Source organism: Streptomyces sp. NPDC060027 (assembly GCF_042737005.1).
Classification (GTDB): Bacteria; Actinomycetota; Actinomycetes; order Streptomycetales; family Streptomycetaceae; genus Streptomyces.
Genome location: NZ_JBHWVI010000011.1, coordinates 1 through 13,089 on the forward strand (window position 1 = coordinate 1; position 13,089 = coordinate 13,089).

General features: G+C 64.0%; 16 protein-coding genes and 1 pseudogene. 7 read left to right on the plus strand and 10 right to left on the minus strand.

What is annotated here, in order from left to right; translation table 11 throughout:
• The first annotated feature begins 282 nt into the window (after nucleotides 1-282).
• Nucleotides 283-729: a hypothetical protein gene (locus ACFWBT_RS04645; protein WP_385695846.1), complete on the plus strand. Its 447-nt coding sequence runs from the start codon at nucleotides 283-285 to the stop codon at nucleotides 727-729.
• Here ACFWBT_RS04645 and ACFWBT_RS04650 read toward each other — a convergent pair.
• The 4 genes and pseudogenes from ACFWBT_RS04650 to ACFWBT_RS04665 all read right to left on the minus strand — a co-directional run bounded on the left by ACFWBT_RS04650 (nucleotide 710) and on the right by ACFWBT_RS04665 (nucleotide 3,648).
• Nucleotides 710-1,138 (minus strand): HIT family protein, encoded by a 429-nt coding sequence (locus ACFWBT_RS04650; RefSeq protein WP_385695849.1) that lies wholly within the window; start codon nucleotides 1,136-1,138, stop codon nucleotides 710-712. The genes ACFWBT_RS04645 and ACFWBT_RS04650 overlap by 20 nt on opposite strands.
• 2 nt (nucleotides 1,139-1,140) lie before the next feature.
• A complete protein-coding gene (locus tag ACFWBT_RS04655) occupies nucleotides 1,141-1,581 on the minus strand; it encodes a TIR domain-containing protein (RefSeq protein ID WP_385695852.1) in 441 nt (146 codons plus the stop codon).
• A gap of 392 nt (nucleotides 1,582-1,973) precedes the next feature.
• Nucleotides 1,974-2,603, minus strand: coding sequence for a hypothetical protein (locus ACFWBT_RS04660; RefSeq protein ID WP_385695855.1), 630 nt, complete (start codon nucleotides 2,601-2,603; stop codon nucleotides 1,974-1,976).
• A gap of 425 nt (nucleotides 2,604-3,028) precedes the next feature.
• Nucleotides 3,029-3,648, minus strand: a pseudogene (locus tag ACFWBT_RS04665) (replication initiator).
• 454 nt (nucleotides 3,649-4,102) lie between these two features.
• Between ACFWBT_RS04665 and ACFWBT_RS04670 the strand changes: the two are divergent.
• From ACFWBT_RS04670 to ACFWBT_RS04680, 3 genes are all read left to right on the plus strand, one after another.
• Entirely contained in the window at nucleotides 4,103-5,098 is a 996-nt protein-coding gene (locus ACFWBT_RS04670) for a toll/interleukin-1 receptor domain-containing protein (protein ID WP_385695858.1), read from the plus strand.
• A 216-nt stretch (nucleotides 5,099-5,314) separates the two neighbouring features.
• Nucleotides 5,315-5,701, plus strand: a complete 387-nt coding sequence (locus tag ACFWBT_RS04675) for a hypothetical protein (RefSeq protein WP_385695861.1) — start codon at nucleotides 5,315-5,317, stop codon at nucleotides 5,699-5,701.
• Between the two features lie 637 nt (nucleotides 5,702-6,338).
• Entirely contained in the window at nucleotides 6,339-6,776 is a 438-nt protein-coding gene (locus ACFWBT_RS04680; RefSeq protein WP_385695863.1) for a VOC family protein, read from the plus strand.
• A gap of 48 nt (nucleotides 6,777-6,824) precedes the next feature.
• On the opposite strand, the gene ACFWBT_RS04685 is transcribed toward ACFWBT_RS04680, so the two are convergent.
• Nucleotides 6,825-8,015 carry an IS110 family transposase gene (locus ACFWBT_RS04685; RefSeq protein ID WP_385695866.1) on the minus strand — a complete coding sequence of 397 codons (1,191 nt, stop codon included), beginning with the start codon at nucleotides 8,013-8,015 and terminating at the stop codon, nucleotides 6,825-6,827.
• A 339-nt stretch (nucleotides 8,016-8,354) separates the two neighbouring features.
• Between ACFWBT_RS04685 and ACFWBT_RS04690 the strand changes: the two genes are divergently transcribed.
• Nucleotides 8,355-9,224 carry a hypothetical protein gene (locus tag ACFWBT_RS04690; RefSeq protein ID WP_385695868.1) on the plus strand — a complete coding sequence of 290 codons (870 nt, stop codon included), beginning with the start codon at nucleotides 8,355-8,357 and terminating at the stop codon, nucleotides 9,222-9,224.
• A gap of 268 nt (nucleotides 9,225-9,492) precedes the next feature.
• Here the strand turns inward: ACFWBT_RS04690 and ACFWBT_RS04695 are convergent, their stop codons facing one another.
• The 5 genes from ACFWBT_RS04695 to ACFWBT_RS04715 form a co-directional block, all read right to left on the minus strand.
• Nucleotides 9,493-9,795, minus strand: coding sequence for a hypothetical protein (locus ACFWBT_RS04695; protein WP_385695870.1), 303 nt, complete (start codon nucleotides 9,793-9,795; stop codon nucleotides 9,493-9,495).
• Nucleotides 9,792-10,535 carry a GntR family transcriptional regulator gene (locus ACFWBT_RS04700; protein ID WP_385695872.1) on the minus strand — a complete coding sequence of 248 codons (744 nt, stop codon included), beginning with the start codon at nucleotides 10,533-10,535 and terminating at the stop codon, nucleotides 9,792-9,794. The genes ACFWBT_RS04695 and ACFWBT_RS04700 overlap by 4 nt, the downstream gene beginning before the upstream one ends.
• On the minus strand, nucleotides 10,532-10,756 hold the full coding sequence (locus tag ACFWBT_RS04705; protein ID WP_385695875.1) for a hypothetical protein: 225 nt from the start codon (nucleotides 10,754-10,756) through the stop codon (nucleotides 10,532-10,534). The genes ACFWBT_RS04700 and ACFWBT_RS04705 overlap by 4 nt, the downstream gene beginning before the upstream one ends.
• A gap of 208 nt (nucleotides 10,757-10,964) precedes the next feature.
• A complete protein-coding gene (locus ACFWBT_RS04710) occupies nucleotides 10,965-11,147 on the minus strand; it encodes a hypothetical protein (RefSeq protein ID WP_385695877.1) in 183 nt (60 codons plus the stop codon).
• A gap of 141 nt (nucleotides 11,148-11,288) precedes the next feature.
• Complete coding sequence (locus ACFWBT_RS04715) at nucleotides 11,289-11,567, minus strand: hypothetical protein (RefSeq protein ID WP_385695880.1); 279 nt, start codon at nucleotides 11,565-11,567, stop codon at nucleotides 11,289-11,291.
• A gap of 78 nt (nucleotides 11,568-11,645) precedes the next feature.
• Between ACFWBT_RS04715 and ACFWBT_RS04720 the strand changes: the two genes are divergently transcribed.
• Together ACFWBT_RS04720 and ACFWBT_RS04725 are read left to right on the plus strand one after the other, a co-directional pair.
• Entirely contained in the window at nucleotides 11,646-12,401 is a 756-nt protein-coding gene (locus tag ACFWBT_RS04720) for a GntR family transcriptional regulator (protein ID WP_385695882.1), read from the plus strand.
• 39 nt (nucleotides 12,402-12,440) lie between these two features.
• Nucleotides 12,441-12,788, plus strand: a complete 348-nt coding sequence (locus ACFWBT_RS04725) for a hypothetical protein (RefSeq protein ID WP_385695885.1) — start codon at nucleotides 12,441-12,443, stop codon at nucleotides 12,786-12,788.
• The last annotated feature ends 301 nt before the right edge of the window (nucleotides 12,789-13,089 follow it).

Consider the following 13,089-nt stretch of genomic DNA (forward strand, 5'->3'; position numbering starts at 1 on the left):
TCTCACCAATATCCGACCTGCCAGGGGCCTCGATGGCCGTCAACCCCCTCAACGCCAAGCGCGCATCAACCACACCTTGGGGACGCGACGTTAGGTCCACAGACTGCCCGACTCGCCATGAGCTTACGGGGCCATGATCACTCGCCCCAAAGCAGCTCCCGCCCAAAGCCGCTCCACCGACCTTGTGGGCTCAGCCGCCCGAGGCTGGGTGCCCTTGTGTATCGAAGCTCGGATGGGCTACTTATTAACCTTCGAAGCCTCGGCGCGAAATCAGGGGACCACGTGTCATCAGGTAGCTCCGCCAACCAATCCATCACTCAGGAAGAGATCAAGCACCTCGAATTTATACAAGCGATAGTGGCTCGACTGGGCAACGGATCATTCCTGATCAAGGGGTGGACGATGACCGTTGCTGGAGTCTTCTTTGGGATTTCAGCGAATAATCCCGGCTGGAAAATTGCCGCCGCCGGGATCATTCCAATTGGCGGGTTTTGGCTGCTCGACAGCTATTTCCTTCGCCAGGAGAGACTATTTCGCAAGCTCTATGACGACGTTAGAAAGCCTGCAACCCCTGTCGAGCTTTTCTCGATGAATGTTCAGCCATATCACGCCGTTGTGCCTTGGGGTAAGGTGATTCGATCCCACACGATGGTCAACTTTTATGGCACTCTGGCGCTTGTTGATATTGCTTTCATTGTAGGCGGAATAATCAGGGTCGCGAGGGGTTAAGTTCACGCCTCACCATGTCGGCGACTTCTGCTTTGACTTCACCGGCCCAGGGCTCACTCGGGGGCCAGATGTCACCAAATCGATCACCGGTCCATCTGGGAACCAGGTGCATATGAACATGGAAAACTGACTGAGTAGCTGCCTTGCCGGTTGAATTGATGAGGTTCATGCCGTCTGGACTCAGAGCTCTCCGCAGGCCCCGACCGACTCTGGCGACTGCCTGCGTGAGGCTTGCTACCGCGGGATCAGTCAACTCGAAGAGGTCGTCATAATGACGTTTTGGGATTATCAGAGTGTGGCCGACAACCGCAGGGCGGCGCGGGAAAAATGCCAGGTTTTCCTCGTCTTCCCAGACGACGATCGCTGGCGCTTCTCCCGTGCCGATGGCGCAAAAATCACATTCCTGCACGACTACCTCTCGTCATAAGCAGCTTCTACCCACTTACTCAAGTTATTGTACCCATCGTCGTTGACCCAGTCGTAAGTCGCGAACTCCGGGTCAAGCGGATTGATGCCCTTGCTATCCCTGTTGCCGTGCTGATCGCGGATGTTGTGGATGTAAATCCCGAAAAGCCCGTTCCCGCGCTCGATGCTCTGGGAAATCTCGTAATTAACCCAGCGCCTCATGCTCGTTTCAGCGCCAATGAGTACAGCAGTGACCGTGGTTCCGTATAGGGCGTCTGTGATGAGCTTGCGCAATGCGTCGTCTCCCTTGAGTTTCGACTCCTCCCAAAGGGAGGCATCGATAAACTCTGGAGAGATGTCCGGCTTGAGGACTGCACTCTTCCGTACCACCGCTGAACGCCAAACATCACGCTCGTAGTGGAAGCTGAAGAAAGTGCGACGAGCCATGGGCCCCCCTTTACCTAACGTCGAGAGCGCGATGTTCAAGCTCTGACGTGGCTGCTTAGCTGTGTCTCTGCGTAGCGTACTGCGACGTCCGGGGCGAGAGAGGGTAAACGCGGAGAACATCGGATCTTCGTTGTCCGGCCCGCTGGGCCAGCAGTTCCGACCCGCTGCGTTCAAGATTGATCACGTCCGCCTGCAATGCAGTGATCGTGAGCCAGCTCGCTGGGCCGTCGGAGACCACCAACGCTGACAGACAGCACGCACAGGTGACCACCCGCACCTCGCCCTGGCTGGGGTCCCGGCGATGATCTGCACACTGGAAGGGTTATGCCTGCACCCGCAGAACTTGCATCCTCAGCTGCCGAGGCTTGCGTCCGCCTGCTCACCGCTGCGGGTCAACCTGCGATTGGCAGCGCCTCGTGACGGTGCCAGATCAGATACCGGTCCTCCCTACGTAGCTCCGCAGAGCCCCACTCAATGCGCATGACTCCCTTCTCCATTGCGCAGGCGTAGGCGACCAGGACAAGCCGCACGTCTTCGGGAAGCAGCTCCAGGTCCGGGTGGACCTCGGCGTCCTCGAGCTCCCCGAGGTCCAGGTCGAATGCTTGCTGCATGGCCGGCGGGCCGTGGCGTCGGATCAGGTCTGCTCGGAAGCCTGTAGCTCGACGGAGACGTGCAGCCGTGACGGGCACATCCTTCTTGGCGTAGCGGAGGGGGTAGATAAGGTTCCCGCGAACAAGCATCATCGTGCGCCCTTGCAGGCGCACTGGTTCGCCAAACTTGGAGATGCCAGCGGCCAGTTCCTCGTATTGCACCGCATATAGGCCATGCCCATAGGCTTCGAGCGTCTGGGTATGGACGCCCTCCTGCCCCGTGCGTGCTCGATCATGAGCCCGGGAGAGGCAAGCTGGGATGTTGTCGGCCAGTTCGCTGGCTATGTCTCCGAAGGTCTCACGTGCCCACTGACTGGCTGAACCCACTACGTACCGCCCTTCCTTGGTGGACTTGCAGGCACCGAGCAGCATCCACCTAGACCGTGCTGCGGCCAGGCAGGTCACGCAAGGTCGCAACCAGCGCACGAAGGGAGCGCACACGCCGCCCGACCAGGGTTCTCTGGCACGTTCCGCTCGCGGGTCAACCGCGGTAGACCGTGGCCTTGACCGGCGTACTGCCAGTCGGCGAGGACGAGGACTGTGTCCGGCTCCTGGTCGTCGAGGCCGAGGGCGGCGTGTTCCTGGCCCCGCGGTAGTCGGCACGGGCCTGACGGAAGCGCCGAGAGTGGTCGAGTAGCGGCGGGACTTGGAGGAGAAGTGGCCTCGGAAGCCGAGCTGGTCCTCGGCGGCCGGGATCGAGACGAGGTGTACGAGTGTGCGACGGCCGCGCGGATGGCATCGGCGAGGAGGTCGACCGTTGCCCAGGCGGGCGGTGGTGCCGGGGCCGTCAAGGCGGATCACGGCACAGAAGTGCAGGGCGCCGCGTTTCTGAGTTCGGCGACCTTGCCGTACGAGACGCGTAGGTCGTCGGCGAGTTCTCGGCGGGTGAAGCCGGCGCGGGCGGCGATCTCGCGGCGGAGCCGGGTAGTGAAGCGCTGCCAGAGCTGCCCGGCGTCGTTGTGAACAGGACGGCACCCGAGTAGTCGTACGTTGCCGGGTCGAGGGCGGTGCCCAGAGCCGGGTCGTCGGCGGCCTGGTGGGTGCCGCAGCGACAGATGCCTCGGCCGGGCCGGTTGTGTACCGGGCCGATCGAAGGTGCGGTGAGGGTGGCGAAGACGCCGGGGTGGTCGCTGATGGTGGCTGGGATGGCGCGTCGGTCGTCACCGGCGAGCCCGCACGGATGAGGTCGTAGGTGTCGCCCGCGTAGGTCCAGGCCTAGGCCGGGCAACGGGAGGCGGCGGTTGCCGCAGGCGAGACAGAGTCCGGCGGGCCCGTGTTCGGTGAAGTAGTGGTGCACGGGCCTCGCCGGTCGTCTTGTCCTTGTGGAGGACCCAGCCGGCCAGGTAGACGGGGTCTGAGCAGCCGCCCGTGCGGCGGATTGGTCTTCCCAGCGGTGGTAGTCGGGAGCCGAAGCCACCCTCGCAGATTGCGACGCAACAGGATCATTTGCGACTCTCTGGACCTTGGAGTGGCCAAGGTCGTCTGCGGGGAGTGCCGTCGACGGCGCTGACTCCTATGCGCGCAGCGCCGCCGCCGACGCCCGAGTTGCGGGTCGGTGCACGCCGTATCAATTAGCGACGCGGATTGCTTAGATCGGTTCGTAGTAGGTGCCAGACACGATCAACCATACCGAACTAACACGCGAGTTCTACTGTCAGCTCAAGAGCTAGATACAAAAGGTCAAGCCCTACAGTGATGGCAATATCGAACACGCAATCGAGCTCGAGCGGCGACCAGTCGACCTAGGAGTAGGACTAGGACATATAGACATTGCTTAGCTAACCGCAGTACCATCGGCGAAGTTACTTAGGACTTAAGCACGGTCCGGCGTAGCGCGCATCGCCGAATCGTAGGCCGAAACGGGGCGCCCTGTGGGAAATAAGAAGGCATTCGTTTTTATCAACTACCGACGGCGTGACACATCCGCCTATGCCGGATGGCTTCATCACCGCCTGACAGGCCACTTAGGGGCTCCAAATATATTCAAAGACCTTGACAGCGTACCCGCTGGAACAGACTTCACGACTCACATAGCGGAAGCAATCGCGAAGTGTGACGTATTGTTGGCGCTAGTTGGCGCCAATTGGAATGCCGAAAGCGCTGGCGGGATACCCTCCCTACATGCTAAAAACGACTGGGTCCGCAAAGAAATTGAGTCGGCGTTAAGCCAAGGCAAGGAAATAATTCCTATCTTGGTCGAGGGTGCCAAACTCCCATCGCCGGTCACCCTTCCTCAAAGCTTGCAAGGCCTTCTATCTAAGCAAGCACTCACGCTGAGCGCAGATAGCTTTGACGACGACTTTCGCCGCATCCTGTCAGCAATCAGACTACTGACAGGGCCTCAAAATGAAGTTCCTCAGGGAGCAACAAGGGACCAGGCCGCTCGATTTATCGAAGTCGAGCGAATCTTCCGCAAAAAGGTCCAGGTTCCCAATTTTTTGGGCAGGATTCCGGACAAGTACACGGCCACATACAGGAGGAAAGAATTAGATCGCCTAGTCGCTTCCCTGGGTAGGCATCAGGAAATTGAGATCGTCAACTTGGCAATTGGACGCTTCCTTGTTTCCTCAAATTATGAGGTAGAGAAGGAGAAATCTGATCTGAAAAAGGCGTGGGATGTGGCAAAGCCCGTCACGCCACCATATGGCCTCCTAGCCCTGACCGCTCATGCCATAATGTATGTTCCGCGCAGGCAGCGTGAGCCAGTTGACCGCATCGCCTATGAGCGCGTTGTGGGGCTCGACGCGTCAACCTTGGGCGGGATTACCGTAACCCTTTCAAGCCATAACGTCGGAATTATTGTTAGCCCCATAGGGAAAACTATGGAACTATATGCAGACATAAAAGAGAGGCTTCATAGAGCGTAAATGGACGGCAAGCGTGACAAGTCCACCGAGACGAACAACAAGGGCACCCAGATCGAGCGAGGAATGGCCAGGGATCCGCTACGTCCAACGAGACCACGAACGGGGCGTAAAACCGGGTCAGCTCGGTACCGGGAGCCCGCAGCTTCCCAAGCTGAGGGCTCACGGTCAGCTTGTGTTCAGGCGTATACGATCCGTCACAGGCGTCGAGGGGGGACCATGGGAGCCAGCGACAACACCATGTCGGGGAAGACCTGGATCGGTAAAAGCCGGCACACCTTCTGCATCAACACGGCCCGGCACTTCGAAGCACAGCAGCGCAAGGCACTCGAGAACGGCAACAGCGAGGCCGCCGAACAGTACCGGCTCTGGGGACTCGGGTTCCTCCACGAGACAGCGGAAATCATCTCTGGGAAGCCGAAGCGGATCGTCTCCGACACGGAGGCAGCACGGCTACGGGCGGCCGAGGACGAGGCAAAGCAGGCGTCCGCCGACGCGGAACACCTGGCCGCGCTGAAGAAGAAGCTTGGTATCACGCCTCGTGCGAACGGCTCCGCATACCGCCCCTTCCGCGGCGGCCTTCCCACCCTCGGCAAGGACCGTTGACACTCAGGTGGGTACGAGGATGTGCCGGGTCCGCTCCAGAGCAGGAGTGGGACATCAGGCGCCCAGCCAGTGAGTGTCTAACTGCGTGACAACACCGACGAACGACGGCGGACGGGCGCGGACGACTGCGGACTATCTGCGCAGGTGAACTGCACACCAGCCCAAGGCAGTGCCCTCACCCAAGTTGCTTCGGGACGAAGGGGTCATCGTCCAAAGTTCCACTCCCTACGCTTCCGGTTCGGCGGTCGTCCTCGCCGTCCACGCCAACGCGTCGGCCGCTCGTAGGGGAGGACGGATGCGTGATCACGCGATGCGGTCCGGACCTGCTTTCAAGATCATCCGAGACGGGCGGCTCCACATTGCAGTGAGTCATCCGGTGGGCCGCTGGCGCCATCCCGTTGCCGCCAATAGGGATGGAAGAACACCTGAGCAGGCAGTCGATACAGACACCGCCGCAGCTCGGTTCGACCGGGCGGGCGGCGAGCGGCCGGTAGGTGGCGCTCCACTCCTGCTGCGCTTGTGTCCCGGGCCACCGATTCCTAATGCCGTTCGTCAAGCCGCGGCGCACGCTTGAGGTAGCGGGCAGGATGTGTCGGAGGTGCGCGGTACAGTCCGTTCATCCGACTGGGGAGGGCTCATGGCGACCAAGTGGAGCTTGACGATCGACTGCGCGTACCCGGCGAAACTGGCCGCGTTCTGGGCGCTGGCGTTGGGCTACGAGGAGAAGCCCGCGCCCGCAGGGTTCGGGAGCTGGGAGGAGTGGTTCTCGCATCATGAGGTTCCGGAGGACGAGTGGGATGACGGGGCGTACCTCTCAGATCCGGACGGCGTGGGCCCCACCTTGTCCTTCCTGAAGGTGCCGGAGCCGAAGGTGGCGAAGAACCGGCTGCATATCGACGTGCAAGTTGGTGGCGGCCGTGAAACCCCGTGGGAGGTGCGCTGGCCGCGCGTGGTCGAGGCGGTGGAGCGGTTGACCGCTGCGGGCGCGACCGTGGTCCGCGAGGACGAGTTGCAGGGCAGGCCGGATCACGTGGTGATGGCAGACCCGGAAGATAACGAGTTTTGCCTGGTCTGACGGGGTCGGTCAGACCAACTGGCCGCGCGCAGCGTGTCGCGTCCCTTCCTATGCGGCAGCCCTTGCCGGCGGAGCCGGCTCGTAGCGCCGTCCGTCCCGCAGAAGGGCCCAGAGGACGTTGACGCGGCGGCGAGCGAGAGCCAGGACGACCTGGGTATGACGCTTACCCTCGGCACGTTTGCGATCGTAGAACCGCCGGGATTCCTCGCACGTTCGGATGCTGAACAAGGCGGAGGTGTAGAAGACGCGTTGGAGTCTGCGGTTGTATCGCTGGGGGCGCCGTAGATTGCCGCTGATCTTCCCGGAATCTCGTGGTGCTGGGGCGACGCCTCCGAAGCCGGCGAGGCGGTCGGGAGTGCCGAAGACGCTCATGTCGCCGCCGGTGGCGGCCAGGAACTCGGCACCGAGGATGATGCCCAGGCCGGGCATGCTGGTGATTACTTCGAAGTGGTGGTGCTCGCGAAACCGGGCCTCGATGAGCTTGTCGATCTCGGCGACTCGCTGGTTGAGGCCCATCACCTCCGCCGCCAGCGTATGCACCATCCGAGCGGTCAGTCCCTCGCCCGGCAGGCTGGTGTGCTGGCGCTCGGCCGCTTCAAAGGCGACCTCGGCCAGCTGGTCGGCGCGAAGGACCTTGCGGTTGCGCAGCCACGTCTCCAGCCTCTTGCGGCCGATCCGGCGGAGGGCGACCGGCGTTTGGTAGCCGGACAGCAAGACGAGCGGGCCGACGTTGGTGACGTCGAGCGCACGCTCCAGACCGGGGAAGATGCCGGTGAGTTGAGCACGGAGCCGGTTGACGGTGCGGGTGCGGTCGGCGACCAGGTCCATGCGACGGCCGGTGAGAATCTTGAGGTCGGTGACGGTCTCGTCGCCAGCCCGTAAGGGGTGAAGGTCGCGGCGGATACGAGCCTGATCGGCGATGACGGCGGCGTCTTTGGCGTCAGTCTTGCCTTCGCCGCGGTAGCCCTCGGAGGCCCGGTGGATGGCCCGGCCGGAGAGGTAAAGCACCGGCTGGCCGTGATTGAGGAGGAGCGTGATGGCGAGGGCGGCTCCGCCGTCGGCCAGATCGATGCCCCAGGTCACCGTCTCGCCCAGGGCCAGGACGTCGGCGAGGAGTTGGAGAAGTTCGGGTTCGTCGTTGGCGACGCGCCGGGACAGCAGCCGACGGCCGCTCTCGTCGATCGCGACGCAGTGGTGATGGGTCTTGCCTGCGTCGATGCCGGCCCAGATCCTGGCCATGGTGCCTCCGTGCGGGGGTGTGCTGGTGCCTCCCGACGGACGACCTCGCTGTCGATTCCCTACGGAGCGATCATTCGCAATTCCTAATTGGCAGCCGAGTCGTCGTGGGGCATCGGGCGGCCAATCGATGGAAGCCACAGGCGGCAGAACCTTGAAAGCCACACCCGACGCCCCTGGGTGGGCCAACCATACGAAGGGCTCGCCCGGTCCCGCAGAACAACGTAGGGAAGCTTGAGCGGCGCAACTGGGGTTCACGGTCGCGCGGTCAGCCCGCTGGATAGTTCTCAATTCTGCGGTTCCTATGGCGAGACTGATGCTTGATGACCATGCTGGTCAGCTATGGGTAATGAGCCGTCGCCGGAAAGTTCCTCGTCGTCACAGTTGACGCGGCTCGGCCGCTTGGTCGGCGTCACCGTGGGTGCCGGAGCCGTGATCGCAGGGATTGCATGGGTCATCCCTCGGCTTTCCGAAGGCTCGACGAAGGGTGATTCGGCGGCCTGGTTGGGTGTAGCTACAGCGTCCTTTGTGGCTACGGGTGTCGGGGCTTTGGCCGCATGGGCGCAACAGCGCCAGGCCGACCGAGCCATCGATGCCGGTCGTGAGCGCGTTCGAGAAGCCGAGCGCGGAGTGGAAGGTGCTCTGGCTGCTCGCTCCGGACCGGCAATCGTGGTGCCCGGGGGCCTCTCGGCACCCCGGGAAGAGGCAGATACGCAACACCATCAGCGGGATCTGGCGCTGGCTCGGTTGTGGTCGCTGACTCATCGCCGACTGGACCTTTACCACGAGATTGCCACGAACCAGGCACGGCGATCGTTCGTGAGCGCGCAGATCTCAATGGTGATCGGTTTTGCACTGTTGGTGCTTTTCGTCATTCTGGCCTTGAACGTGAGCAACACGACCGGCGCGATCGTGACGGGCGGACTTGGGGCGGTCTCGGCAGCGCTGGCTGGGTTTATCAGCAAGACTTTTGTGAAGTCCCAGCAGTCTGCAGCTGACCACCTCAAGGCGTACTTTGATCAACCGCTGGAGTTCTCCCGCTACCTGGCGGCAGAGAGGTTGCTGGCCGATACAGGCCTGTCCGATGAGAAGCGGGCTGAGGTTGTCGCGGGGCTGGTCCAGACGATCGCGGCGGGGCCTGAGTCGAACGCTCCCTTGGGCGTGAATGGTCTGGCACAGCGGTTGCAAGACCTGCTGCCCGGCCAGCCATAGGCATCGTGTGCTGCCCTAACCGCTCGCGCGACCTGACCAGCGCAAGCTCACATCCATCGAGGTTCGGTGGCACGCGGTCAAGGTCCAATGACACTAAACAGCTTGGACGAGATCGGCGGGAAGGGTTCGCCTGCGCTTCGGTGTGCGATGCGCTCTGGAGCGGGTCGGCACAGCGTGACGGGGAGGGGAGCCCGATTGGTGTTAGGGCTCCCCTCCCCGTGTAGAAGGGAGGGCCGTCATCGCCAGACGCCGTTGTGCGGACGCCTCTTCAGGTGCTGTGTGGTTCGTTCACCGCCAGCAGGTGACCGCGGCTGATCGCGACGCGGAGGACGTCGCGTAGGGCCCCGGTCAGTTCCTTCGCCAGCCGTTGCTTTTCCTCTGGGTCCGCAGCCTGGCCATCGAGCGTTTCGGAGGCTCGCTCCAGCAGCTCGGCGGCCGTGCCGAGTTGGATCGCCTCGATGTTGTCCGCCAGGCGGGACATGAATCCGTCCCGGTCGTCGGTACTCAGGTAGCAGGGGTTGCCCCCAGGGCCCGACCACGGGAGGAGCCGCAGTTCGTCTTGTGCCGTCATCCTTGCGTCTGCCTCTCGTCGATCACGTGGTGGGTGGTGAAGACCGCGTCGATGCGGTCACCCAGGAAGGCCAGCAGCGCGGCTTCGACCACACGCCCGGCGGAGTCTGTAGCGGTGCGCGTGATCGCGAGGACAGACACGGTAGAGCTGATCCGAAGGGCCGACGCTTCGTCCGGTGTCGGCGGGCGGGCGCATACCGTCTCCCGGACAGCAGCTGGCGGAGGACCGAGAACGGCGAACCTTGTGGCCGCTTCTCCGTAAGCGGATTCGTCGTCGAGCACTCCGACCGGTGCCAGGTCGCGCGGGAGGTAGATGCGGGCTAGTCCTCGCGGTGACGCTCCTTCGAGGCTGAGGCACGAGAACTCGGTGAGGGGGCTGCCCGCGGGGATGTTGAGCAAGGTCGCGAGCCGTCCGTGCGCTTGAACCGTGGTGGTGCGAACGGTGACGCGCAAAGCCGCTTCGGCCGCGGTCCACGGGTCCAGGGTTCCCCAGCCGCCGACGTACATGATCTTGCGAAGGGGGAGGCGGACGAAGTTGCCCTTGCCGTGGATCTTGTCGACGAGGCCCTCCCCCTGAAGCACGGAGAGAGCCCTCCGTAGCGTCACCGTGCTGACCTTGTACCGGCCGGCCAGGTCGGCCTCGGACCGCAGGCGTTCGCCGGGCTGGATGCGGCCGGTCGCGATCTGGCGGCGGAGGTCGTCGGCGATGTCGTGATGGCGAGAGGGCACGGGCCCAGTCACCTCCTTCTCAGCGACCGCACGGCGACGAGCCGGCTGCGCGCGTGGATGGTCAGCAGTTCGCCCGACTCGAAGACCAGTTGCTTGGCCCCTTGGGGGAGTTGGAAGAGGTCTCTCACCCGGGCGGCGTGGCCGCCGACTTGGATGACGTCGCCGCGCTGCACGGTGGCCGCGGTGACCTCGATGCTGGCGACCAGCCCGCCGCCGGGGGCCCATGCGCTCATCGCTCCACCTCCGCGGCAGGGAATCGGTCGGCTGACGGGTGGCACGGGCATTCACACGCCTCGTAGATCACCGGAAGGTCGACCGGAGCCGCAGCCGGGGAAGACTCCGCGCAGGCCAGGTGCGTACCGATGCGGCAGGCGGTCGAGCGGTAGGGAACGGCCGAGGCGTCCGCGCTGGGGAGATGTCGGCGAGACGGCATTGAGGGCATCAGTGGGACCCCATGAGGGCCGACCACGCGCTGATCGGCAGATGGGGAGCGACGACCACTGAGCGCGTGCACACACGTTCCTCCCAGGCCAGCACGTACGGGCGGACGAGTGCGATGTCTTCAGCCGCGAGCGAGTGCCGACGGTCCGCGTCGGTGGAGGTCCGACCCAGGATGGCTGTCAACGCATCAGCGGACACGGGGAGAGTGGAAGCGATTGGCTGGCGGACGGCCGTTAAAGGGCGACAGTGCCTGCCCTTGGCGGAGGGACGCGCCCTGGTGAGGGAGACGGCGCGGCGGATACGGTTGAGCACGCTGTTCAGCTCCTATCGCTGATGGCTCGGTCCCCCGACATTGCCCGTCGTGGGGACCGTTTTGCGTACGACCGCCCAGAGGGTGCGGCCGTTCAGGCTGGTGGCGAGAAGCCCGAACCGGTCGGCCTCAGCCACCACGTCCAGGACCTCCCGCCATAACTCGGCGGAGAGCCCGTCCGGCACCTCCGCTTCGACCGACGTGTGACGGCGGTGTTCCTCCACTCGCGTGGGAAGCCCGAGGTTGGACAGCCGTGCGGCGATGACCGCCGCGCTAACTTCCGAAGCGGGCACAGGGCAGCCTCCGTCACCGGCGATCACTTTCAGTGAAGCTAGTTAACTAGATTAGAGCTAGTGGACTAGATTTTCCATATGCCTGAGCAGCCGCCCTACCTCCGTATCGCCGACGAACTCCGGCGACGGATCGCGGAGCACGTGTGGGAGCCGGGCGATCGCCTGCCCTCCCGCGCCCAGATCGGCCAGGAGTGCGGAGTGGGCGAGAACGTGGTCCGCCGGGCACAGGAACTGCTCATCTCCCACGGAGTGTTGGAGGGCCGCGCCGGGTCGGGTACGTACGTAGCCGAGCCTCGACGGCGGGTGCGGGTCGTGCGATCGTCGGCCCGGGAACACCCCAGCGAGTCGCCCTTCCGGACGGATATGAGAGCCGTGGGCAAGCAGGGCGATTGGGAGAGCCGGACGGATGCCAAGGTGCCAGCGCCTTCCGACATCGCCGCGCGGCTCGGGATTGCCGAAGGCGAGCTGTGCGTCCGGACGGCGTACGAGTTCCTGGCGGACGGCAAGCCGGTTCAACTCTCGACGAGTTGGGAGCCGTACGACCTCACCGCGGGCTCCCTCGTCGTCCTCCCTGAAGGAGGCCCGCACGCCGGGGCCGGAGTCGTGAACCGGATGGCCGAGATCGGCGTCACCGTCAACCATGCCGTTGAGCAGCCCGAGCCGAGGACGGCCACGGCCGAGGAAGCCTCACTCCTGGGCATCCAGAAGGCCGCACTGGTCACGCACATCCGGCGGACGTACTACAGCGACCAGGGGCGGCCGGTCGAGACGGCGGACATCGTGGTGCCAGCCGCGCTGTGCGAGATCGTCTACGAGGTCCCGGTCAATCGCTGATCGGTCACTCCCAGCACGGAGGGCCCTGCGGCAGGCATCATGACGTGCGTGGGAATCGATGTGGAACTGCACTCTGCTCGGCCGGCCCGTAACTGGAAGAAGTCGCGTGCGACGTTCCTCCGAGGGTGCTCCGGGCATTGCGAGGCGTTGGCCGACGCACTGGGGTCGCTGCACTATCTCGGCATCTCCGGTCGGCTTACCGCCGTTGACCTCTACGGGGACACGGTGATGAACGAGCAAGAGGCCGCAGCAGCCCTTGTCGAGGTGCCCGGCTTGAAGGAGAAGTGCGCGGACGAGCGGCAGCGCGCAGCACTGGATGATCTCTCGGCGGTATTGAACCAGTGCGTGGCCACCCCGGGCAGCTACGTATGGTTCGCGGGCGACTGATGCGAGGGTGCCAGCGTTTAGGGTGCGCGACACGAGCAGCGAGGCCCTGTCCTGTCCCGAGTGCGACCAGCCCCTGAGGTCGGGCGGCCTGGTGCTCGCCGGACGGGAAGACGACGGCCGACGGACCTGCCGGGCGTTGTGGCGGTGTGCGGACCGGCACACGTGGTGGCAGTGGGCCGACCGACCCGAGGAACCGTTGGAGGTCTGCCCAGTTCCGCAGCTGTTTCGGTGACATCCAACGCTGACATCAACGAGCCCGGACGGCGGCACACACCAGCGCCCCCGAGCGACCGCCGGACCA

What these genes read in the sequence shown, in the direction of transcription:
- ACFWBT_RS04660 (WP_385695855.1), bottom strand. Translation starts at nt 2,603, where the DNA reads ATGCTGCTCGGTGCCTGCAAGTCCACCAAGGAAGGGCGGTACGTAGTG.
- ACFWBT_RS04685 (WP_385695866.1), bottom strand. Translation starts at nt 8,015, where the DNA reads ATGGCCAGGATCTGGGCCGGCATCGACGCAGGCAAGACCCATCACCAC.
- ACFWBT_RS04705 (WP_385695875.1), bottom strand. Translation starts at nt 10,756, where the DNA reads ATGAGCGCATGGGCCCCCGGCGGCGGGCTGGTCGCCAGCATCGAGGTC.
- ACFWBT_RS04695 (WP_385695870.1), bottom strand. Translation starts at nt 9,795, where the DNA reads ATGACGGCACAAGACGAACTGCGGCTCCTCCCGTGGTCGGGCCCTGGG.
- ACFWBT_RS04675 (WP_385695861.1), top strand. Translation starts at nt 5,315, where the DNA reads ATGGGAGCCAGCGACAACACCATGTCGGGGAAGACCTGGATCGGTAAA.
- ACFWBT_RS04725 (WP_385695885.1), top strand. Translation starts at nt 12,441, where the DNA reads ATGACGTGCGTGGGAATCGATGTGGAACTGCACTCTGCTCGGCCGGCC.
- ACFWBT_RS04680 (WP_385695863.1), top strand. Translation starts at nt 6,339, where the DNA reads ATGGCGACCAAGTGGAGCTTGACGATCGACTGCGCGTACCCGGCGAAA.
- ACFWBT_RS04690 (WP_385695868.1), top strand. Translation starts at nt 8,355, where the DNA reads ATGGGTAATGAGCCGTCGCCGGAAAGTTCCTCGTCGTCACAGTTGACG.
- ACFWBT_RS04720 (WP_385695882.1), top strand. Translation starts at nt 11,646, where the DNA reads ATGCCTGAGCAGCCGCCCTACCTCCGTATCGCCGACGAACTCCGGCGA.
- ACFWBT_RS04655 (WP_385695852.1), bottom strand. Translation starts at nt 1,581, where the DNA reads ATGGCTCGTCGCACTTTCTTCAGCTTCCACTACGAGCGTGATGTTTGG.